Annotated in this window: 22 protein-coding genes, 1 tRNA gene and 1 pseudogene; 12 read left to right on the forward strand and 12 right to left on the reverse strand. The window is 69.2% G+C overall.

The window, feature by feature from the left end:
* The first annotated feature begins 1 nt into the window (after position 1).
* The 3 genes from LT971_RS14415 (at position 2) to LT971_RS14425 (ending at position 4,120) form a co-directional block, all read left to right on the forward strand.
* Positions 2-562, forward strand: coding sequence for a thermonuclease family protein (locus tag LT971_RS14415; protein ID WP_237007647.1), 561 nt, complete (start codon positions 2-4; stop codon positions 560-562).
* Between the two features lie 151 nt (positions 563-713).
* Positions 714-2,477, forward strand: coding sequence for a PAS domain S-box protein (locus LT971_RS14420; RefSeq protein ID WP_237007648.1), 1,764 nt, complete (start codon positions 714-716; stop codon positions 2,475-2,477).
* A 2-nt stretch (positions 2,478-2,479) separates the two neighbouring features.
* On the forward strand, positions 2,480-4,120 hold the full coding sequence (locus LT971_RS14425; RefSeq protein ID WP_237007649.1) for a sensor histidine kinase: 1,641 nt from the start codon (positions 2,480-2,482) through the stop codon (positions 4,118-4,120).
* A gap of 36 nt (positions 4,121-4,156) precedes the next feature.
* On the opposite strand, the gene LT971_RS14430 is transcribed toward LT971_RS14425, so the two are convergent.
* The 4 genes from LT971_RS14430 to LT971_RS14445 all read right to left on the reverse strand — a co-directional run bounded on the left by LT971_RS14430 (position 4,157) and on the right by LT971_RS14445 (position 7,659).
* Positions 4,157-4,933 (reverse strand): hypothetical protein, encoded by a 777-nt coding sequence (locus tag LT971_RS14430; RefSeq protein WP_237007650.1) that lies wholly within the window; start codon positions 4,931-4,933, stop codon positions 4,157-4,159.
* A 158-nt stretch (positions 4,934-5,091) separates the two neighbouring features.
* Positions 5,092-5,940 carry a YihY/virulence factor BrkB family protein gene (locus LT971_RS14435; RefSeq protein WP_237007651.1) on the reverse strand — a complete coding sequence of 283 codons (849 nt, stop codon included), beginning with the start codon at positions 5,938-5,940 and terminating at the stop codon, positions 5,092-5,094.
* Between the two features lie 529 nt (positions 5,941-6,469).
* A tRNA-Thr gene (locus LT971_RS14440) sits at positions 6,470-6,541 on the reverse strand.
* Between the two features lie 134 nt (positions 6,542-6,675).
* Positions 6,676-7,659, reverse strand: coding sequence for a class I SAM-dependent methyltransferase (locus tag LT971_RS14445; protein WP_237007652.1), 984 nt, complete (start codon positions 7,657-7,659; stop codon positions 6,676-6,678).
* 119 nt (positions 7,660-7,778) lie between these two features.
* On the opposite strand from LT971_RS14445, the gene dph5 reads away from it, so the two are divergent.
* Complete coding sequence (dph5, locus tag LT971_RS14450; RefSeq protein ID WP_237007653.1) at positions 7,779-8,561, forward strand: diphthine synthase; 783 nt, start codon at positions 7,779-7,781, stop codon at positions 8,559-8,561.
* A 7-nt stretch (positions 8,562-8,568) separates the two neighbouring features.
* Here dph5 and tsaA read toward each other — a convergent pair whose 3' ends face one another.
* The 5 genes from tsaA to LT971_RS14475 form a co-directional block, all read right to left on the reverse strand.
* Complete coding sequence (gene tsaA, locus LT971_RS14455) at positions 8,569-8,943, reverse strand: tRNA (N6-threonylcarbamoyladenosine(37)-N6)-methyltransferase TrmO (RefSeq protein ID WP_425293287.1); 375 nt, start codon at positions 8,941-8,943, stop codon at positions 8,569-8,571.
* Between the two features lie 2 nt (positions 8,944-8,945).
* Positions 8,946-9,161: a hypothetical protein gene (locus LT971_RS14460; RefSeq protein ID WP_237007654.1), complete on the reverse strand. Its 216-nt coding sequence runs from the start codon at positions 9,159-9,161 to the stop codon at positions 8,946-8,948.
* Between the two features lie 61 nt (positions 9,162-9,222).
* Entirely contained in the window at positions 9,223-10,008 is a 786-nt protein-coding gene (locus tag LT971_RS14465) for a VOC family protein (RefSeq protein WP_237007655.1), read from the reverse strand.
* Positions 10,009-10,069: 61 nt separating this feature from the next.
* Positions 10,070-10,492, reverse strand: a complete 423-nt coding sequence (locus LT971_RS14470) for a TIGR04206 family protein (RefSeq protein ID WP_237007656.1) — start codon at positions 10,490-10,492, stop codon at positions 10,070-10,072.
* A gap of 4 nt (positions 10,493-10,496) precedes the next feature.
* Positions 10,497-11,609, reverse strand: a complete 1,113-nt coding sequence (locus LT971_RS14475; RefSeq protein WP_237007657.1) for an OBG GTPase family GTP-binding protein — start codon at positions 11,607-11,609, stop codon at positions 10,497-10,499.
* Between the two features lie 100 nt (positions 11,610-11,709).
* Between LT971_RS14475 and LT971_RS14480 the strand changes: the two genes are divergently transcribed.
* The 7 genes and pseudogenes from LT971_RS14480 to LT971_RS14510 all read left to right on the forward strand — a co-directional run.
* Positions 11,710-11,916: a VNG_1110C family protein gene (locus LT971_RS14480; protein ID WP_237007658.1), complete on the forward strand. Its 207-nt coding sequence runs from the start codon at positions 11,710-11,712 to the stop codon at positions 11,914-11,916.
* 40 nt (positions 11,917-11,956) lie between these two features.
* Positions 11,957-12,448 carry a 50S ribosomal protein L11 gene (locus LT971_RS14485; protein WP_237007659.1) on the forward strand — a complete coding sequence of 164 codons (492 nt, stop codon included), beginning with the start codon at positions 11,957-11,959 and terminating at the stop codon, positions 12,446-12,448.
* Positions 12,449-12,661: 213 nt separating this feature from the next.
* Positions 12,662-13,300, forward strand: coding sequence for a 50S ribosomal protein L1 (locus LT971_RS14490; protein WP_237007660.1), 639 nt, complete (start codon positions 12,662-12,664; stop codon positions 13,298-13,300).
* On the forward strand, positions 13,301-14,353 hold the full coding sequence (locus LT971_RS14495; protein ID WP_237007661.1) for a 50S ribosomal protein L10: 1,053 nt from the start codon (positions 13,301-13,303) through the stop codon (positions 14,351-14,353).
* Between the two features lie 7 nt (positions 14,354-14,360).
* Positions 14,361-14,708: a 50S ribosomal protein P1 gene (gene rpl12p, locus LT971_RS14500; RefSeq protein ID WP_237007662.1), complete on the forward strand. Its 348-nt coding sequence runs from the start codon at positions 14,361-14,363 to the stop codon at positions 14,706-14,708.
* Positions 14,709-14,874: 166 nt separating this feature from the next.
* Positions 14,875-16,116, forward strand: a complete 1,242-nt coding sequence (locus LT971_RS14505; protein ID WP_237007663.1) for a tripartite tricarboxylate transporter permease — start codon at positions 14,875-14,877, stop codon at positions 16,114-16,116.
* A 126-nt stretch (positions 16,117-16,242) separates the two neighbouring features.
* A pseudogene (locus LT971_RS14510) lies at positions 16,243-16,398 on the forward strand (dodecin domain-containing protein); the annotation flags it as partial.
* 70 nt (positions 16,399-16,468) lie between these two features.
* Here the strand turns inward: LT971_RS14510 and LT971_RS14515 are convergent.
* Both LT971_RS14515 and LT971_RS14520 read right to left on the reverse strand, forming a co-directional pair.
* Positions 16,469-16,714 carry a hypothetical protein gene (locus tag LT971_RS14515; protein ID WP_237007665.1) on the reverse strand — a complete coding sequence of 82 codons (246 nt, stop codon included), beginning with the start codon at positions 16,712-16,714 and terminating at the stop codon, positions 16,469-16,471.
* 2 nt (positions 16,715-16,716) lie between these two features.
* On the reverse strand, positions 16,717-18,471 hold the full coding sequence (locus LT971_RS14520) for a right-handed parallel beta-helix repeat-containing protein (protein WP_237007666.1): 1,755 nt from the start codon (positions 18,469-18,471) through the stop codon (positions 16,717-16,719).
* A 450-nt stretch (positions 18,472-18,921) separates the two neighbouring features.
* Here LT971_RS14520 and LT971_RS14525 point away from each other — a divergent pair, with 450 nt between their 5' ends.
* The gene (locus LT971_RS14525; RefSeq protein ID WP_237007667.1) at positions 18,922-20,532 is read left to right on the forward strand and encodes an alkaline phosphatase family protein; all 1,611 of its coding nucleotides are present in this window, start codon (positions 18,922-18,924) and stop codon (positions 20,530-20,532) included.
* A gap of 20 nt (positions 20,533-20,552) precedes the next feature.
* Here LT971_RS14525 and LT971_RS14530 read toward each other — a convergent pair whose 3' ends face one another.
* Positions 20,553-20,825 (reverse strand): HalOD1 output domain-containing protein, encoded by a 273-nt coding sequence (locus LT971_RS14530; protein ID WP_237007668.1) that lies wholly within the window; start codon positions 20,823-20,825, stop codon positions 20,553-20,555.
* Positions 20,826-20,885 lie beyond the last annotated feature (60 nt).

Here is a 20,885-nt window from a genome sequence, read left to right on the forward strand (position 1 = left end):
CGTGAACGCCACGACCCGCCGCGCGCTCGCTGTCGCCGTCCTGCTTGCGCTCTCGGGCTGTACGGGCGCCATCTCACCGGGTGCCGACGGCACGCCGACTGCCGGCGAACGGACGGCCACCGTCGTCGACGTCGTCGACGGCGACACCGTCGACGTGCGGTTCGCGGACGGCACCGAGGAGCGCGTCCGGCTGCTCGGCGTCGACACCCCCGAGGTGTACGCCGACCCGTCGCCCGGCGAGTTCGAGGGAGTCCCGGACACCGAATCCGGGCGCACGTGCCTCCGTGAGTGGGGCGAGCGCGCCAGCGAGTTCGCCACCGACCGGCTCGCCGGCGAGTCGGTGGTCGTCGAGACCGACGCCGAGGCGGACCGCCGGGGCGGCTACGACCGGCTGCTCGCGTACGTCACCGTCGACGGCCGCGACCGGTCGTTCAACCGCGCCCTGCTCGACGACGGCTACGCTCGCCTCTACGACACGGCGTTCACGGAACGGGACGCGTTCGCAGCGGCCGAACGCCGCGCCCGGCAGAACGAGACCGGCCTCTGGGCCTGCGCGACCTGACGCGTCCGGCCCCTCACACCGCCCCCGAAACCGAACTAAAGGGTTTCGTCAGCCGCGTGGCGTCCCAGTCAGCGGGAAGGAGACGCCCGGCTTATACCCTCGGCCCGTACACGTTCGCACGAGACCCGGCTGCCCGCCGAGGATACCGCCGATGACACCGCCAGACCCATACGCCGACGTGCTCGCCAGCGTGACAGACCCGGTGGTCGTCGTCCGTGACGGCACTGTTGCCTACGCAAACGCCTCGTTTAGCGAACTCACCGGCGCGGACGACCCCGTCGGCGACCCGATTCGCGCGTTCGCCCCGAGGGACACCGCCGCAGACGTCGAGCGGTTCTGTGAGGCCGTAGCGACCGGAGACACCATCGACGAACGCGCCCGGCTCGTGTTCAGCGACGTCGAGGCCGAGGAGCGCCGCCTCGTCACCGTCGAGGCCTCCCGTGTCGCTCCCGACGGTGACGGGACCAGCACGCCCGGTGCAGCGCTCGTCGTCGTCGACTCGCCGGCGGCCAGCACCGAGTGGGCGCGCCACGAGCGAATCCTCGACGAACTCCCCGTCGGCGTCTTCCGCACGGAACTCGAGGACGGCGAACTCATCGACGTGAACGACGAACTGGTCGCGCTCGCGGACGCCGACTCGAAAGACGAGCTCCGGGGTCGGGAAGTCACCGAGATGTACGCCGACCCCGGGGCCCGGGAGGCGGTCGCGGACCAACTCCGCGAGGAGGGCGCGGTCCACGAGGAAGAGGTACGCCTGAAATCGCTGTCTGACGAGCCGGTCTGGGCGGCGGTCACCGCCGTCACCGACGAGCGCGCCGACACCACCGTCGTCGACGGCGTCGTCCGGGACGTCACCGAACGCCGCGAGCTCGAGACCGAGCTCCGGCAGCGCGCCCGGCAGTTCCGCCGGATGTTCAAGCGACACTCCGCGCCGATGCTGCTCGTCGACCCCGACAGCGGCGGCATCCGGAACGCCAACGACGCCGCAGCCGAGTTCTACGGCTACTCGGCGAGCGAGCTCGCCGGCATGACTGTCGACGACCTCAACAGGCTCCCGCCCGAGGAGGTCGAGGCGGAACGCGAGCGCGCGGAGACCGGCGACCGCAACCACTTCCTCTTCGAGCACGAGCTCGCCGACGGCGAGGTTCGCACTGTCGAAGTCCACTCCTCGCCGATCGAACTGGAGGACGACACACTCCTGTTCTCCATCGTCGTCGACGTCACCGAGCGCGCGGACTACGAGGACCGCCTCGAGACCCAGCGAGACAACCTCGAGGTCCTCAACAAGGTCCTGCGCCACGACATCCGCAACGACCTCCAGCTCGTGCTCGCGTACGGCGAGATGCTCGCCGACGAGGCCGACGACGAGCACGCCGACTACGTCAGCCGCATCCGGGAGAGCGCGGACCACGCGGTCGAGCTGACGAAGACCGCCCGGGACATCGCCGACGTGATGCTCACCGACGCCGACAACGACCACCCGATTCCGCTGCGGTCGACGCTGGAGGCGGAACTGGACGAGGTCCGGTCGTCGTTCCCCGGGGCGGCCGTCACCGTCGACGGCTCGATTCCGGACGTCGCCGTCCACGGCAACGACATGCTCGACTCCGTCTTCCGGAACCTCCTGAAGAACGCCGTCCAGCACAACGACGAGCCGGTGCCCGAGGTCACCGTCCACACCGAGGTGAACGGCGACACCGTCAGCGTGGCGGTCGCCGACAACGGCCCCGGCGTGCCCGACGCCCACAAGGACGCCATCTTCGGGAAGGGCGAGACCGGCCTCGAGAGCGACGGCACCGGTATGGGACTGCACCTCGTGGAGACGCTCGTCGACGCCATCGACGGCGAGGTCCACGTCTCCGACAACGAGCCACGGGGCGCAGTGTTCACCGTGGACTTCCGGATAGCTGACTGACGATGCGGTCCCGTCGACTCTTCGTCCTGGTGCTCGCGGTGTCCGCGCTCGTGCTGTCCGGCGCCACCTACGCCGGCTTCCAGGCCTACCAGGACGCCGTGGTCGACGAACACAGCGCCGACGTCCAGCGCAGCGGCGACCTCGTCCGCGCGGACATCGACGCCCGGCTGGCCGCCCACCAGGAGACCGTCGAACTGTGGGCGGCCCTGCCCGCGGTCGCCGCGCACGGCACCGACAGACAGCAGGACCGGCTGGACGCGCTCGTCGCGAACACGGCGTTCTCCGGGGCGTCGGTGGTCGACGCGAACGGCACGATGACGGCGCTCGTCTCGGACCTCCCGCCGGCCGAACGCGACCGGCTCGTCGGCAGCGACCTCGGCGACCGGACGTACGTCCAGCGCGCACTCGCCGGCGAGACGTACGTCAGCGACCCCGTGGCGGCCGAAACCGGCAACGACGTCGTCACCGTGAGCACGCCAGTGCGCCGCGACGGCGAGGTCGTCGGCACCCTGAACGCGGCGTTTCACCTCTCCGGGGCCGCGTTCTTCGAGTCGGCGACCCGCGACCTCTCGGTGGAGACGGGTGTCACTGTCACGACGGCCGACGGCACCGTCGTCTACGAGGAGGAGCCCTCGCCCGACGAGTCACTGACCAGCCACGACGCGGCGCTCTCCGAGGCCGACTGGACGGTCACCGTCTCGGAATCGCGGGCGGTACTACGACCGACGATTCGCCGCCTCAGTCTGCTGCAGGCCGTCAGCGTCGCCGCCGTGCTCGCGGTCGCCGCCGGGTTCGGGTGGTGGAACTACCGCCGGAACCTCAGGCAGGTCGAAGCCCTCCTCGAAGGCTTCGAATCCCTCCAGGACGGCGAGTACGGCACGCACGTGGACGTCGGCGGGGCCGAAGAGTGGGACCGCATCGGTCGGGGTTTCAACGAGATGAGCGACACCGTCCGCCGGTCGGTGGACGAGAGCCGCGAGCGCGCCCAGCAGCTTCAGGTCCTCGACCGCGTGCTCCGCCACACGCTCCGGAACGAACTGAACGTCGTTCGCGGCCGCGCCGAACTGGTCGCCGCCCAGACCGACGGCGAGCCGGCAGAACACGCCCGCACCGTCGTCGAGCGCTGCGACGACCTGCTCGAGACGGCGGACAAGGAGCGCGCCATCAACGACGTGCTCGGTGCGGAGACGACCGCCGAGCCCGTGGACGTCGCTCGGGTCGTCGAGCACGCGGTCGAAGAGGTCCGCGAGGAGTACCCGGACGCCGCGCTGGCGCTGGACGCCCCCGAGCGCGCCCGTGCCGTCGCCGTCCCGCAGCTCGGGACCGCCGTCCGCGAGCTCGTCGAGAACGGCATCCGGCACGCCGACCGCGACCCCGCCCAGGTAGCAGTCGAGGTCACCGTCGACGGCGAGACCGTCCGGGTCGACGTCGCCGACCACGGCCCCGGCATCCCCGAGATCGAGCGCCGCGTGCTCAGCGGCGAAGACGCCATCGACGCACTCCACCACAGCCAGGGGCTGGGCCTCTGGCTCGTCCACTGGACGGTCGCGCACTCCGGCGGCGAGCTGTCGTTCGCCGACAACGACCCCCGGGGGACGGTCGTCTCCATCACCCTGCCCGTCCCGCCGAGCCGCCGCGACTGACCGCCAGCCGAGCCGCCGCGACCGACGGCTACCCGCTCAGTGCCCGTACCGGGGGTGGTCGCGGAGTTCGTCGACGTCCGATTCGACTCGGTTGAGCCGGTTCGCGAGCCGGTCGCGGCCGTGCCGCAGCTCGCGGAACTCCCAGTCGGCGTCGCCGTCGTCCAGCGAGACGAACGACAGGGCCTCGTCGTCGACGTCGTACTCGGTCCGGCACCGCTGGGCGGCCACCCGGAACGCGTACGCTCGCTGCATCGCTGCCTCCCCGGCGCCGAGGCAGTCTCGGGCGTCACGCACCGCCGCTCGCGCGTCGTCGACGAGCGCGTCGAACGACTCCTCGCCCTGCACGCCCCCCATCTCGTTCCGGTACTGGAGGGCCGACTCCGCCTCCTCGACGGCGGTCTCGGCGTCGCTGCGACGGCCGCGCGCCTCCTGGAACTGCGCGCCGGCCTCGTGGAACTGCACGAACGCCTCCAGTGACAGCAACTCGGCGAACCGCCGCATCGCCGTCTGGAACGTCGCCCACGTCAGGCCGAGGTCGCCGCCGCGCTCCCCCAGCGACTCGAACCACGACTCGTCGTACTGCGCCCGCACGAACTCCCGGAAGTGCTCGACAGCCTCGTCGCTGTCGAGGTCGGCGCCCGGCACGCCGTCGGCGTCCGCGACCGCGGCCGCGACGTCCGACGTGTGCGCCCGGAGCGCGTCGAACAGCTCGGGCGTCTCCTCGGACAGCTGCTCCGTGCACGCCTCGACGGCGCGCTCCGCCGCCTGTCGGTCGTCGGTCAGTCCCACCCGCTCGTCCGGCGTCACGACCATCGACTCCGAGTAGATAGACGGGCAACATAAATGCACGCGCCTCGCCGCACTGGTCGGAGGCGGCACAGTCGCTGGTTTACGGGCGGCCGCCGAACGGCCAGAGTCAGTCGAGGGCTGCAACAGCGGGCCAGCGAACCGTCTCTGGGCGCGTATCGTCCCTACTCCTGTCGGGGGAGCTGCCCGACGTTTCGCCTGGCCTCGCGCAGGACGACGTTGATCGCTCCGCCGAGCAGGACGACGATACTGGCGAAGTACAGCCACGTGACGAACAGGAGGACCGCCCCAATCAGTCCGTAGGCCGCGTAGCGGGAGGCGTTTGCCGCGTAGACCCGGAAGCCGATCTGGAGGATCACCCATCCGCCAGCGGCGACGACTGCCCCCGGAAGCACCTCGCGTGCCGACACGTCGACCGGCGGGAGTACGTAGTAGATCGGGAGGAACGCGAGCCCGAGAACTGCCGTCAGCAGCAGCGACCCGACGGCATTGGCGAAGGGGAGTTCGAGTGACAGCAACGAGAGCGCGACGCCGACGGCGACGACCAGCCCGACGGCGAGCCCGATTCCGACCACGACGACGAGGCCATTCCGGACCTGTCCGAGTAGCGACGTGTCGCCGTGGTCGAGGTACAGCTCGTCGAACGCCTGGTCGAGGCCACGAAACAGTTTCAGGCCGCTCCAGGTCAGTCCCAGCAGGCCGACGACGGACGCCGTCCCCCGGCCCGCGGTGGTCGTCAGGGACTGTGACACACTGTCCTGGCCCGCGGACGAGAGCTGCTGGCTGAGGATGCCCGTTACCCTGTTCGCCAGTGCTTCACCACCGGCGAACGACGCGAGTGAAACAGTGAGCAGTACCAGCGGGATGATCGAGACGAAGGCGTAGAAGGCGATACCTGCCGCCAGGTACGTCAGATTGCGGTCTACGGCGAGGGCGACGACACCCCGGATGGTCGAGGCGGCTCCCTCCAGAGGAGCGGGAACGTACCGGCCGATGGGGGTGTCGCTGTCCATCGTGTTCGCTGTACAGATACCCACCGCTTCCGGCGGTTAGTTACCCGATGCGTATCGTCGCGAGACGTCGAGTCCACGCAGGGTTTGGCTCCGATATGCCGGAGCTATCGGGAACACGGTGGGCTTACTTCGAACCGCGCCCGACGACGCCCAGCCGGGTCCCGGACTGTTCGCTGCAGCAGCGGCGAGTCTGGTCCGGCCGCTCGGTGTTTCGGTTCCCGTCGGGGGACGGTACCAACTAGAGCCCCTCGTAAGCACCCCACAACCGAGTGTCTCCGACCGGGTCGACGGCTGATTTGAACGACGCCGGGACTCGCTGCGCTCGTCCCGTCTCGTTCGAATCCCTCCTGCGGCTCGTCAGCCTCGCTTCGTTCGGCAGAAAGAGCCGGTGGAGGGATTTGAACCACGGGAAGACGGCCCGCTCGCATTGCTCGCGGTTGCGACTTCTCTGGCTCAAATCCCTCTCGCCACCGCAACCGTCCACGCGAAGCGACACAGCCGTCGCTTCGCGGTGAAGCAACGCAGAAAGAGCCGGTGGAGGGATTTGAACCCTCGGCCTATTCCTTACGAAGGAATCGCTCTACCGCTGAGCTACACCGGCGCACGTCGCTTCGCTCGTGCGCCGAGCCCTGCCTCGCGTACTCGGCAGGACACCGGCACGGCACGACGTTACGTCGCGTGACGACTCCTCTTCGCACTCACCCGTAGCCGCATACGAGAAATAAGGCTTGCGAATCAGCGGCGGGTCAGCCGGACGTCCAGCACGACGTTGAACTCGTGGGGGGCGTACGACCGGACCGTGTGGCGGGTCTCGACGTCGACGTCGTACTCGGGTTCCGCCACCTCGCGAATCGCGGCCTCGCCGGCGTCGAAGCGGCCGTCCTCGTGCTGGATGTCGTAGTAGTGCAGCACGCACTCGTCGCCCGCCAGCGCGACGGCGGTGTCGAGGAAGTCGCCGGCGGTGTGGGGGAGGTTCATCACGATTCGGTCCGCCCAGCCCTCGTAGTCGGTGGCGACGTCTCGGACGTCTCCCGCGATGGCGGTCACGCTGTCGCTGACACCGTTGCGCTCGGCGTTCTCCCCGAGGTACTCGATTGCGGTCTCGTTGACGTCGGTCGCGACGACCTCGGCGCCGGCGGACGCCATCGGGACGGCGTACGGCCCGACGCCCGCGAACATGTCGAAGACGCGCTCGCCCGCTGCCACCTGCTCCACGACGCGATGGCGCTCGGTCGCGAGCCGCGGCGAGAAGTAGACGGCGTCGAGGTCCAGCGCGAACTCGTGGCCGTACTCGCGGTGGACGGTCTCCGTCGAGTCGCCTGCGAGCACGTCCCAGTCGCGGACGCGTTGCTCGCCTTTGATCTTCGAGGCCCTGTTCAGCACCGTCTCGACCGGGATGTCCGACTCGACGACGGCGTCGGCGACCTCCCGGGCGCGCTCGGGGCCGTCCTCGTCGACGACGACGATGTCGCCCAGTCGCGCGTACGACGGATCGAAGCCCAGGATGTCTGCCGGCGTCGTCTGCGTCCGGCGCTCGGGCGCGTCGAAGGACTCGACGGTGAGGTCGTCGGGCACCGACTCCGGGTCGGTGACCGGGACGTAGAGGGAGCCGTCTTCGCCCGTGATCGCGTGCTCGGCGTCGACGAGGTCGGCGTCGGCGAGCCGCTGCCGGGTGGCTTCGCCGTCCTCGACGGGCACGCGAACGCAGGGCACTGCCATGCCAGCCAGTCGGTGCGCGCGAGTCTTACCGGTGTCGCTCTCCAGTGACACCGCCGGCGGTGACACCGGCGAGGCCGGCGTCTCGAAACCCATAGGACCTCCCCGGCCCAATCCCGGGTATGCTCACGTTCGTCGGGCTCGGACTCTACGACGAACGGTCGGTCACCGTCGAGGGACGGGACGCCATCGCGGCGGCCGACCGCGCGTTCGCCGAGTTCTACACCAGCTACCTCGTCGGCGCCGACGTCGACGACCTCGAGGACCACCACGACACCACCATCGACGTCCGGGACCGCGCGGGCGTCGAACAGGACCCCGAGCCGATTCTGTCGGCCGCCGAGGACGGCGACGCCGTCTTCCTCACGGCCGGGGACACGATGATTTCGACGACGCACGTCGACCTCCGGCTGCGCGCCGAGGAGCGCGGCATCGACACCCGGGTCGTGCACGCGCCGACCGCCGAGTCCGCGGCGTCGAGCCTGACCGGGCTCCAGAACTACCGGTTCGGGAAGGCGACGACGCTCCCCTTCGAGTGGGCGCACGGCGCCGACGGCGTCCCCGACTCCGTCGTCGAAACTCTCGAGGCGAACCGCGAGCGCGGCCTGCACACGCTCGTCTACCTCGACATCAAGGTCGACCACCCGCGAATCGCCGGCGACGCCTACATGACAGCGAGCGAGGCGGCGGGCCTGCTCGCGGACAACTGGGACCCGGACGCACTCGGTGTGGTCGTCGCTCGCGCCGGCGCACCGGACGCGACCGTTCGCGCCGACCGGCTCGGCGCACTCGCCGACGCGGACTTCGGCGACCCGCTGCACCTGCTCGTGATTCCCGGCGACCTCCACCACGTCGAACGCGACGCGCTCGCCGGGCTCGCCGACGCCCCCGAGGACGCCCTCTGAGCGCCGGTCAGTCGAGTGCTGGCTTCAGGTCGACGACGGGCGTGCCGTCCACCATGTCGACCCCCCGGACTGCGAGTGTTCCGTCCTCGACGTCGACGGCCACCAGTTCGCACTCCGTCACGCAGACGGGGTTCGGGCGCGCCGGCGACCGCGTCGAGAACACGCCGCGCTCGCCGTCCCGCACGCGTAGGACGTCCCGGTCGGCGTCGTCCGCCCACCACACGACGACGATTCGGTCGTCGGCCTCGAAGCCGTCGAGACCGTCCCGGAACTGTTCGTCGACGTGGACGTTCGCGGCGTACGGCGTCTCTTCGCCCTGCTTCGGGGCGTCCTCTCTGGTCTCGAACGGCGTCTCCACGTGCCCGATGGGGTACAGTTCCACGGTCACGACCCCTCGTGGCCGAGCATCGCCAGCACAGCCACGCAGCCGCCGGCGACCGGGAGCAGCCAGAACTGTTCGACGACGGGAGCGCCGGCCAGCAGGCTCCCGCCCGCATAGCCGACGCCGAGGAACAACACCGCGAGCGCGACAAGGAAGACGCCCCACTCCTCGCCGTCCCGCATCGTCTCGAGCCGTTCGCGCAACACAGCCGTCACCATACCCGGTGCTGGCGGCGCCGTCCTACTAAAGAATCGGGGTGGGTCTCGGGGACTGCGAGCGCTACGCGGACCGGTCCATCGGCGACGACTCGGGGTTCAGGACCTCGATCTCGTGGCCGTCCGGCGTCTTCGTGAACGCGTAGTTGTCGTCGCAGGACGCGGGGTCGCGGTAGTCCTGGGCCTCCCGGACCAGCAGGGTCTCCCAGTCGTCGTGGAGGTCGTCGGCGCGCACGGCGAGGTGCCCCCAGCCGTCGCCCAGCGTGTAGCTGCGGCCGTCGTAGTTGTACGTGAGCTCGACCGCCATCGCCTCCTCGCCGGCGTCCGCCGGCTTCAGGAAGAAGTTCGCGAACGTGTCGGCCTCCCAGCGGCCCGTGTGCTCGTACTCGAACTTCCGCGTCCAGAAGCCCAGGTGCTGGTCGGCGTCCTCGACGCGCACCATCGTGTGGTCGATGCTCCAGCGCGCGCCGTGGTCGCGCTCGACGATCTCGATCTCGTGGCCGTCCGGGTCCGTGACGAACGCGTAGCTGCCGCCACAGGACTCGGGGTCGCGGTAGTCCTCGACGCCGGCGTCCATCAGCTCCTCGTAGGCGTCGAAGACGTCGTCGACGCGCACGGCGATGTGGCCGAACGCGTCGCCGTTGTCGTACTCGGCGGTGTCGTGGTTGTACGTGAGCTCGAGGAGCGCGCCGTCCTCGCCGGGGTTCTCGGGGCCGAGGTAGACGTTCGTGAACGTCTCGGCCTCCCAGCGCGCGTGCTCGACGTAGTCGAGGTGCTCGCCGTACCAGTCCAGCGACTCCTCGAGGTCGCCGACGCGCATCATCACGTGGTCGAGTACGAAGTCGGTCATACGCGGAGTGTGACGTGGCGCGTCGAAAAGCGTACCGGAGCCGGAACCGGCCGCCACGCCCTCACTCGGTGCGCGCGACGAACACGTAGCCGGCCGCCAGCCAGAGCGCCACCGCGCCCACCGGGATGCCGGTGACGGTCTGCTGGCGGGACAGCGCCAGCGCCAGCGACACCACGCTCCCGCCGGCGAACGCCAGCAGACCGGCGGTCACGCGTCGGTCCGCGTCCACGACTGCGGCGAGCACGCCTGCCAGCCACAGCGTCGTGCCGACCGGCCACGCCCGGAACTCGGGCGGCACCGACCCGGCACGCTGGACGTACACCGGCAGCGACGTGAACGACAGCGTCTCCGGGTAGACGAATCCGAACGAGAACAGCGGGTACGCACCGTTCTCCCAGCCCACGACGACCCAGGGGACGAGACCGGCGACGACGGCCACCGCCACCGCCCACCGACGCGACGTGCCGGCCAGCCCGCCGGTCATACCGTCACCGTCGCGCGACCACGCGCAGGACGTCCTCGTCCTCGAGGACGTGGTCGCGGCCGACCTGCTGCTCGTCGTGTTTCCCGGACGGACCGGTCACGCGAGCGAACCGGAACCGCTCGTCGAGCGTCCCGCCGAGCTTCTGGAGCGCGTCGTCGACGGTCTCGCCGCGCCGGATGATGAGCGGCTCCTCCCAGTCGATTCCCCGCCCGGGCTTGTCCATGTAGATGCGGATGAGTCCGAGCTCCTCCCACATCTGTTCTTTCAGGGAGTCCAGGCCCTTCTCCTCCTCGGCGGAGATGAAGATCGCCTCCTCCGGGTCGACTCCCTGCTCGCGGAGTTCGGACTTCATCGTGTCGACGTACGAGGGCTCGATGAGGTCGACTTTGTTCACGGCCACCAGCGACGGCATGTAGACGCGGTTGTCCATCACGCCGTCGACCAGCCGGTCCACCGAGGGGTTCCCGCGGATGGTCACGTCCGCGTTGATGAATCCGCGCTCGCGAAGAATCCCCTTGACAGTGTCGACGTCGAGGTCCATCTCCCCCGACGTGTTCACGTCGATGCCGTCCTTGCCCTTCCGGCGGACGGTCACCGACGGCGGCTCCTCGTCGACGCGGATGTTGACACCGTACAGCTCCTCGGAGAGGCGCTCGTACTGATCGACTTCGAACGCCGACAGCATGATGATGACGAGGTCCGCGGCACGAATGACCGACAGAATCTCCTTCCCGCCGCCGCGACCGCCGGCAGCACCCTCGATGAGTCCGGGCACGTCCAGCAACTGGATGTTCGCGCCCCGGTACTCCAGCATCCCCGGGTTCACGTCGAGGGTCGTGAACTCGTAGGCGCCGACCTCGCTGTCCGCGTTCGTCATCGCGTTGATGAGCGAGGACTTCCCCACGCTCGGGAACCCGACCAGCGCCACAGTCGCGTCGCCGTGCTGCTCGACGGCGTACCCACCACTCCCGCCGCTGCCCGACTCCTGCTTCTCGAGTTTCTCCTTCTTCTCGGCGAGCTTCGCCTTCAGGCGACCGATGTGGGCCTCCGTCGACTTGTTGTACGGCGTGCTGGCGATTTCTTCTTCGAGCGATTCGATTTCCTCCTCGAGCCCCATCACGTGCCCGTAGACCGCAGGTGCCGAAAAGCGCTTTCCTCCGCAGTCCAGTGAAATCGTTTCGACACGTTAATACGCCGGCTCAAGCACTCCCGAAGTGATGGGAGACCCCTCCACGTACCGGGACAGCACACAGATCGTGCTCCCCGAGTCGACGGTGGAGGACATCGACGCGGACCTCGAGGACGAGTTCATGGTGTCGGTGTTCCAGCCGGACGACAGTGACATCGTCCGCATCATCGGCAGCCCCGTCGTCATCAAGGACGTCAGCGAGTTCCTCACCCGCCAGGGCATCCACCTCCCCTGAAAAGACAAGGGTTAAACCCGCGGCGGCGGTTTCTCGGAGTATGGCTGAGACGATAGAAGTGCTCGTCGCCGGTGGGCAGGCCGATCCCGGTCCGCCCCTCGGTCCCGAGCTCGGTCCCACGCCCGTCGACGTACAGGCGGTCGTCCAGGAGATCAACGACCAGACCGAAGCGTTCGACGGAACGGAAGTCCCCGTCACCATCGAGTACGAGGACGACGGCTCGTTCTCCATCGAAGTCGGTGTCCCGCCGACGGCCGCCCTCGTGAAAGACGAGGCCGGCTTCGAGACGGGCTCCGGTGAACCCCAGGAGGACTTCGTCGCCGACCTCTCCATCGAACAGCTGAAGACCATCGCGGAGCAGAAGAAGCCCGACCTCCTCGCGTACGACACGCGAAACGCCGCGAAGGAGGTCGCCGGCACCTGCGCCTCGCTCGGCGTCACCATCGAGGGCGAGGACGCGCGCACGTTCAAGCAGCGCGTCGACGACGGCGACTACGACGAGACCCTCGGCGCGGAAGAAGCCGCAGCGTAATCGGTTCGACGACCCGATTCAGTTTCTCCCGTCGCTCGATTCGCCAGCCGCCGGTTCGTCCTCGTGGGGTCGCGTGGACGGCTCGCACGGCAGTCTTGCTTCGACGCTTTTAAGCACGGGATGGCCGTCTGTCGAAGCGAGACAGGCTTCGCCTGTTTCACTGACCCGTAGGAGATCCGACCTTCACAGGGTCACGCACTACGGAGGTGAAAGATGGCAGACAACGATATAGAAGAGGCCGTATCCCGCGCACTCGACGAGGCCCCAGAGCGGAATTTCCGCGAGACCGTGGACCTCGCTATCAACCTGCGCGACCTCGACCTCAACGACCCGTCGAAACGTGTCGACGAGGGCGTCGTGCTGCCGTCGGGCACCGGACAGGAGACGCAGATCGTGGTTTTCGCAGACGGCGAGACCGCGGTTCGCGCGGAAGACGTCGCCGACGAAGTCCTCGACGAGGACGACCTCGGCGACCTCGCAGACGACACCGACGCCGCGAAGGACCTCGCAGACGAGACGGACTTCTTCGTGGCGGAAGCACCCATGATGCAGGACATCGCGGGTGCACTCGGTCAAGTTCTGGGTCCGCGCGGGAAGATGCCGACCCCGCTCCAGCCCGACGACGACGTCGTCGAGACAGTCAACCGAATGAAAAACACCGTGCAGATCCGCAGCCGCGACCGGCGGACGTTCCACACGCGCGTCGGCGCGGAGGACATGACCGCTGACGACATCGCGGACAACATCGACGTCATCATGCGTCGTCTGCACGCGAACCTCGAGAAGGGCCCGCTGAACGTGGACTCTGTCTACGTGAAGACGACGATGGGGCCCGCCGTGGAGGTAGCCTAGATGTCCGCAGAGGAACGCACCACCGACGAGGTTCCCGAGTGGAAGCAGCGGGAGGTCGACGAGCTCGTCGACCTCCTGGAGACGTACGACAGCGTCGGCGTGGTGAACGTCACGGGCATCCCGAGCAAGCAGCTCCAGGACATGCGTCGCGGCCTGCACGGGCAGGCGGCGCTCCGCATGAGCCGGAACACGCTGCTCGTTCGCGCGCTCGAACAGGTCGACGACGGCCTCGAAGACCTCACCCAGTACGTCGAGGGCGAGGTCGGGCTGGTCGCGACCAACGACAACCCCTTCGGCCTCTACCAGCAGCTCGAGGATTCGAAGACGCCGGCGCCGATCAACGCCGGCGAGGTTGCGCCGAACGACATCGTCATTCCGGAAGGCGACACGGGCATCGATCCGGGTCCCTTCGTCGGCGAACTGCAGACCATCGGCGCGAACGCGCGCATCCAGGAGGGCTCCATTCAGGTGCTCGAGGACTCCGTCGTCACCGACGAAGGTGACGTCGTCTCGGACGACGTGGCGAACGTCCTCTCCGAGCTCGGCATCGAACCCAAGGAGGTCGGTCTGGACCTGCGTGGCGTGTTCTCCGAGGGCGTGCTGTTCACGCCGGAGGAGCTGGAGATCGACGTCGACGAGTACCGCGCGGACATCGAGTCCGCGGCGGCGTCGGCGCGGAACCTCTCCATCAACGCCGTGTACCCGACGGAGCAGACGGCACCGGCGCTCGTCGCGAAGGCCCGGGGCGAGGCGAAGAGCCTCGGCCTGCAGGCCAGCGTGGAGAGCCCGGACCTCGCCGACGAGCTCGTGAGCAAGGCGGACGCCCAGGTGCGGGCGCTCGCCGCGCAGATCGACGACGAGGAGGCGCTCCCTGAGGAGCTCCAGGACGTCGACGCGCCCGCGGCACCCGCCGAGGGCGGCGACGACACTACCGAGGACGAACAGAGCGACGAAACGACTGATACCGAGGCCGACGCCGACGACTCCGACGACGATGATGACGACGACGACGGAGACGCTGGCGCCGAGGGTCTCGGGGAGATGTTCGGATAATACAACAATGGAATACGTCTACGCAGCACTCATCCTGAACGAGTCTGGCGAAGAGCTGAACGAAGACAACATCACCGGCGTCCTCGAGGCCGCCGGCGTCGACGTCGAGGAGTCCCGCGTCAAGGCCCTGGTGGCCGCGCTGGAGGACGTCGACATCGAGGATGCCGTCGAGCAGGCCGCCGCTGCGCCTGCCGCCGCGCCCGCCGCGTCCGGTTCCGCCGACGAGGCGGCGGCCGACGAGGGCGACGACGAGGAGGCCGAGGAGGAAGCTGACGAGGCCGCCGAGGCCGAGGAAGCTGGCGACGACGACGACGAGGAGCCCAGCGGCGAAGGTCTGGGCGACCTCTTCGGTTAATTCGGTCGCGCCACGCGGCGACACCGACTCGACTATGACACTTTCTTCGAGACGCTCGCCGGCCAGCGGCTGCTGTGTCCAGCCGGCAGTATCGGCGGTGAGAGACGGGGCGCCACCGAGTGCTCGCGCGTAGCTTGAAGTAGTAGAGCGCGGGCACCTGACGGCGATGGACGTCCTCGGTGTGCGCGTGTTGCTGTCGCCTGCTGGGACGGCGGCGGCGCTGGCCGCAGTTTCGGTTGGCGTTGCGCTCGGCACGTGTTCGGGGCTGGTGCCGGGGCTGCACGTGAACACGCTGGCGTTGCTGCTGGCGGCGGCCGCGCCGCTGGCGCCGGGGCCGCCCCACCTCGTGGGTGCGGCGTTGCTGGCTGCGGGCGTCACCCACTCGTTTCTGGACGTGGTGCCGATGCTCGCGCTGGGCGTGCCGGATGCGGCGATGGCGGTGAGCGCGCTGCCCGGTCACCGACTCGTGCTCGGGGGGCGGGGCCGAGAGGCCCTCCGGGTGTCGGCGGTCGGGAGCGCCGCCGCGGTCGCCGTCGCCGTCGTGCTCGGGGCGCCAGTGACGTGGCTGGCGGTCCGGGTGGCGCCGCTGGTCTACGACCATCTGCCGGTCGTCTTCGCCGTCCTCGTAGCCGTGCTCGTCGCCCGAGAGGACTCGTGGCGCGCGCGAGCCGGCGCCGTGCTCGCTGTGGCGGCCAGTGGCGCTCTGGGGGTGGTCGCGTTGCCGATGCAGCCGGACGCCGTCGTGCCGACCGGCGACGTGCTCTCGCCGCTGTTCGCCGGGCTGTTCGGTGCGCCCGTGTTGCTGGCGGCGTTCCGGGGTGCCGGCGTCCCCGAACAGCACGACGCCGGCGTCGCAGTCTCCGCCCGTCAGGTGGTACAGCCGGGGGTGGCGGGCAGCCTCGCCGGAGCGGCGGTCGCCTACGTTCCGGGCGTCTCCGGGGCCATCGCCGCCGTATTCGCCCTCGATCTGACGAGAGCGGACGGCGACCGTGCGTTCGTCGCCGCGCTCTCCGGCGTGAACACCGCCAACACGGTGTTCGCGCTGTTCGCGCTGTTCGCACTCGGCTCCCCGCGGACTGGCGTGCTCGTCGCGTTCGAACGCGCGAGCCTCCCGCGGACCCTCCCGCTGCTACTGGCGAGCGTCGCGCTCGCTGCCGTCGTCGCGGCCGCGATGGTGCCGCTGGTAGGCGACCGGTACTTCCGCCTCGTGCGCGCCGTCGACCATCGGCGGCTGACGGCCGCCGTCTGCCTGCTGCTGGTCGCGCTCGCGTGGCTGTTCGGCGGCCTCGTCGGCGTCGGGCTGCTCGCCGCAGCGACGCTCGTCGGCCTGATTCCGCTCGCCTTCGGCGCGCGTCGCGTGCACCTGATGGCCGTCCTGCTCGTACCGATAGCGCTCCAGTCGGCCTAACGGGGGCCAGTCCTGAGTCCGCCGACCACCCCAAACGGCGGCGGCAGCGAACCCCCGCCCGCCACGACGGCAGTCAAAGTCATCAGGGCCCTCGGCACGTCCGAGGAGTCCTGAGAGGACGCCGCCCGGACGGCGGTGCATCGCGCCAGCGACACCATCGGCGACATCCAGGGTATCGGGGCCGAACAGTCGACGGCGTCCGTCGAGGACGACGAAATCACCGAGTTCCGTCCGACCGTCGAAATCGCGTTTCCCGTCGCGGAGACGGCCACAGACGTCTAGCAGCACCGAACAGTCGGAGAAACAGCAGGGATGACAGTGTTGCTGGCGGTTGTCGCTCGGCGGGCCCGCGTCAGACCATCGTCTCGAGGTCGACGAGGTCGTCGGCGTTAGCGACGAGGAACGCGTCCTCGCGCAGCATCTCTTCGTCGGTCGGCATCACGAGCACCTGGTCGCGGTGGCCGGGGTCGTGACGGATGACGTCGAGGTCGACGACCTCGTACCCGAGGTCGTCGTTCGGGTCGGGGTTCTGGCCGACGTCCCACCAGTTTCCGTCTGCCTTCTCGTCTTCGTCATCGGTCGAGGTGGCTGGAGACATCGTCACACGTCCCGCTGGATGTAGACGGACGCGTCGCCGTCCACCGTCAGGTCGGTCACGTTCCCACTGAACCGGAACACGTCGACGCCGTCTTCGACGAGTCCGAGCACCTTGCCCTCCTTCGAGACGTCCTCGACGACGCTCCACGTGAGGCCGTCACCACCCCCAGTACTGTTCTCGACGTCTCGCTCGGCGGTCCCGGAGACGGTGAACGTGTACGTGGTGACGGTATCGTCGGACTGGCCGTCGACGACGATGACGTTCGAGAGCTCGTCGCTGCTGCTACTGCTGGTGGTGTCGTCGCTCGTGGAGCCGTCGCCGCTCGTGCTGTCGCCGTCGTCGCTCGTGGAGCCGTCGCCGCTCGTGGAGTCGCTGGTCTCGCCGCTGTAGTCGAAGTTGCCGTTGGCGAGGTCCTCCAGCGTCGTCGGCTGGCCGTCGACGGAGATGTCGACGCCGTACCCGTCGTCAATCACGTAGTCGACGACTTCGCCGTCGAAGTGGAACGAGTCCAGCTCGTCCGGCTTCAGGTCGTTCACCTTGATGGTGGTGGTGCCGTCGCTGTTCGAGTAGATTTCGTCGGAGCCCGGCTCGGCCTTCGCGCCGAACGCCGCGGTACCCACCGTAGTGATCTTGAGGTCGAAGTCGCCGGGGATGGCGTCGTCAGAGAGGGGGTTGCTCGGGTCGGCGTGGAGGACGATGGTGTGCTCGTAGTCGTCCTCGCTCGTGCTACCGGAGCTGGTGGCCTCGCCGTCGAAAGGGTGGACGTTCGGCCCGACGCCTGCAATCTCGTCGGCAGCAGCGTATCCAGTGATTTCCGACGGTAGGGGGACCTTAACGCTCTCTTCCGTGAAGCCGTTGCCGTCGTAGTTCGGCTGCACCTCGCGGTTGCCGGAGCCGGCGACGGTGCAGTCCTCGATGGTGACGTCCATCTCGCCGCCGGACTTGTCCCGCACGAGGCGGCCGCCGCTGTCGTTGTAGAAGTGCGTGTTCCGGATCTCGACGGTGGAGCCGGGGGCCTCGTCGTGCAGTTCGACGAGGTCGGCGGTGCCGTCGACGTCGTGGAAGACGATGTAACAGTTCTCGATGACGAGGTGCGCGGGGTGGCGCAGCCGGATGCCGCGGGCGTACGAGCCGGCCTCGTTGTCGTGGCGCGGCGTCTCGGTGACGGCGACCAGACAGTTCCGGATGTACGTCGTCTTCTCGCGGGGGTTCGAGGTACCCCTGTCGTCCCAGTGGCCGACGCGGATGTTCGCGATGTTGTTGTTCACCGCGGCGGAGTTCTCCATCGTGACCGGCGCCTTGTCGATGTAGGCGCCGTTGTTCGCCATCCAGCCGAACGCGGTGTTGCGAACTTCGGTCCGACCGCCGCCGTCGGGGTGGTAGAGGGCGCGGTCCTCGCTCTGACCGCCGCCCTCGGGCCAGACGAAGCCGTCGATGACGCCGCCGGGCGCCAGGTCGATGCCGGCCTTCGGCGAGGGGTTGTCGCCGCGGACGACGACGTTCTCGAGGCGGCCGGCGACGGTGCCGTCCATCGTACCGGAGTTCAAATTCCAGACGACGTCGCCGGGGTCACCCTCGCCGACGACTGCCTCGCCGCTGCCCACGGACAGCGAACTGCCGTCCCAGTCGTACTCGCCGGCGGGGATGGTCTGTTCGCCACTCGGGGGCAGGTAGCCGTCGAGGGACTCCGCGGCTGACGCCGTTCCGAGCAGGCGGGATGCCCCACCGATGCCCGCTGCGGCTGCCAGACCCTTCACGAAGGTTCGGCGGCCTATAGTCGAGTCCTTCTCGCTGGTAGGCTGATCGTTACGCGACTCGTCGTCGGGGTTGGTATCCGACATGGACCGGTAAATCCACCTTACTCTAAAAGGAATTCTGACGGTCTCACGGCCCGAAGGCGGTATGTAGGCCCTACTTGGCGACGTTTGACTGTCGAGTAGTTACAGGATGACTACCAGCTAAGTGCACTTCGATGTATGAATTGCCTACTGCAGCGTAGGGTACGCGAAACGAGAGTATGGTCGACCAAACGACAGTATGCCGAGCGGATTACCCGCTCCCCCGAGAGCCCCCGAACTGGGACTGAGACCGTGCTCCGTTCAGACCACCCTACTCGGCGGGTAGGACCTGATTGACCAGCGAAATCCGGGCCTACTGGGCGTGTGCTGGGCCTACTAACAATGCCTCGACAGCGATTCGAGTGTCGTGTGCGCGACAGCGACCAGTCTGGGCTTCGGACGCTGCTCGTCGGCCTCGAGGGCGTCTGCGAGCGCGTGCTCAGGCCACAGGTCGAAGCGGGGCGGGCGCCGACCCTCGGTGGACTGGTCGCCGACGGGACTGCGGCGCCGCTCCCCTCGCAGGTCGTGCCGGAGCCGGCGAGCGCGTGGCCGTCGCTGTACACCGGCACCAATCCGGGCCGCCACGGCGTCTTCGACCGCGTGGTCTTCGACGGCTACGACTGGCGGCCCGCCTCTTTCGAGGACGTCCGCGAGCACGCGCTCTGGGAGCTCCTGGACCGCCGCGGGCACGCCAGCGTCGTCGTGAACGCCCCGCTGACTGGGCCGCCGGCGCCGTTCGACGGCGCGCTCGTCCCGGGCTGGGGCGGCCCGGACCGTCCGACCTGCCACCCGGAGGGCCTACTCGCCGACCTCGACGACGCGGTGGGCGACTACCACGTGTACGCCGACCGCGACGCGACCGGCGACGACTGGGTCCGGGAGGCGCGCCGGCTCGCCGGCGCTCGTGCCGCGGCGTTCACGCACCTCGTCGACCGCTTCGACCCGGCGTTCGGGTTCCTCGCCTTCCACCAGACCGGCACGGTGCTCGCCGAGCGCCCAGAGGACGAGACGGCGGTCGCGGCCGTCTTCGAGGCGGTCGACGACGCCGTGGCCAGCGTCCTCGACGCCACTGACCCCGACGTGGTCGTGCTCGCGAGCGAGCACGGCGTGGCGCCGGTCGCCGGACCGTCGTTCCGCGTGAACGACTTTCTCCGGGACGCCGACCTGCTGGCGGCCGACGCTGGCCCGGGCGGTCTCCCACCGCCGGACGTCGACGAGCAGCTGGACGAACCACCGCCGGGAAGCGGCGTCACCGAACGGCTCGCGTCGGCGGCAGCGACCGCCGGCGCGACCAGCCAGCGCGTCGCGGCCGCTCTGGAGCGCGTCGGCATCGGTGGGGCGCTGCGCGGACTGGTGCCGGACAGCGTCGCGCGAGCGGCACGCGAACGCGTCGACCCGGAGTCCTCGGTCGCTTACGCTCGCACCGGCACCGAGTACGGCGTCCGCATCAACCGCGCCGACCGCGAGCCCGACGGGGTCGTCTCGCCGGCCGAGTACCCGAGTGTCCGCTCGGACGTGGTGGACGGTCTCCGTGCCGTGCGAACCCCGGACGGCACCCGGGCGTTCTCCGCCGTCGGGCCGGCCGAGCAGTTCTTCGGCGGCCCCTACGTCTCGGAGGGTCCCGACGTCGTCGCCGTCCCGCACCGCTACGACGTCCATCTGGACGCGTCGCTGCGAGGACGTCGGTTCGGTGACCCGCCGACCGCGTACGTGCGAGTGCCCCGTGGCGTCCTCGCGCTCTCCGGTGACGCCGTCGACACCCGGGTCGCCGTCGACGAGCCACACCTCTTCGACGTGGCACCGACCGTGCTGGCGTCCCTGGGCGTCCCACCGAGCAGTCGCATGGACGGTAGCACGCTCGAACCGGTCTCGGGACCCGAGCCAGAGGAGTACGCGCCGTTCACCGGCGGCACGCGAGAAGCAGCCACTGCGAGCAGGCGACTGTCGAATCCGGGCTACGGCGACGGCGACCAGCGGTGACTGGTCGCCGGCCGCGCCGGCTACTGCGAGACCTCGACGCTGCCGTCGCCAACGCGAACGGTCCGATTCTCGTACGTGAACGTGACGACGAGGTCGTCGGGCGCTTCACTGTCGAGCAGTCGGTCGAGCGCGTCGGCGTCGACCGCGTACTGGAGTGGCGTCAACTCCGACTGGTCGCGGCCGGTCGCCGTCGCGACGGCCTCCGCGACCGCCGTCGCTGCACTCTCGTAGTCAGCCCAGTCGAGAGACGTCACGTCGGCGGCGTCGCGGTCGAGATCGTTGTCAGGAGTCATCTGGAGATCCGGTCGATGCGGAAAACAATCGCGTCCTCGGTAAATACTTCGTGGGTTCCG

The organism is Halobacterium rubrum (genome assembly GCF_021729015.1).
GTDB classification, from domain to species: Archaea; Halobacteriota; Halobacteria; order Halobacteriales; family Halobacteriaceae; genus Halobacterium; species Halobacterium rubrum.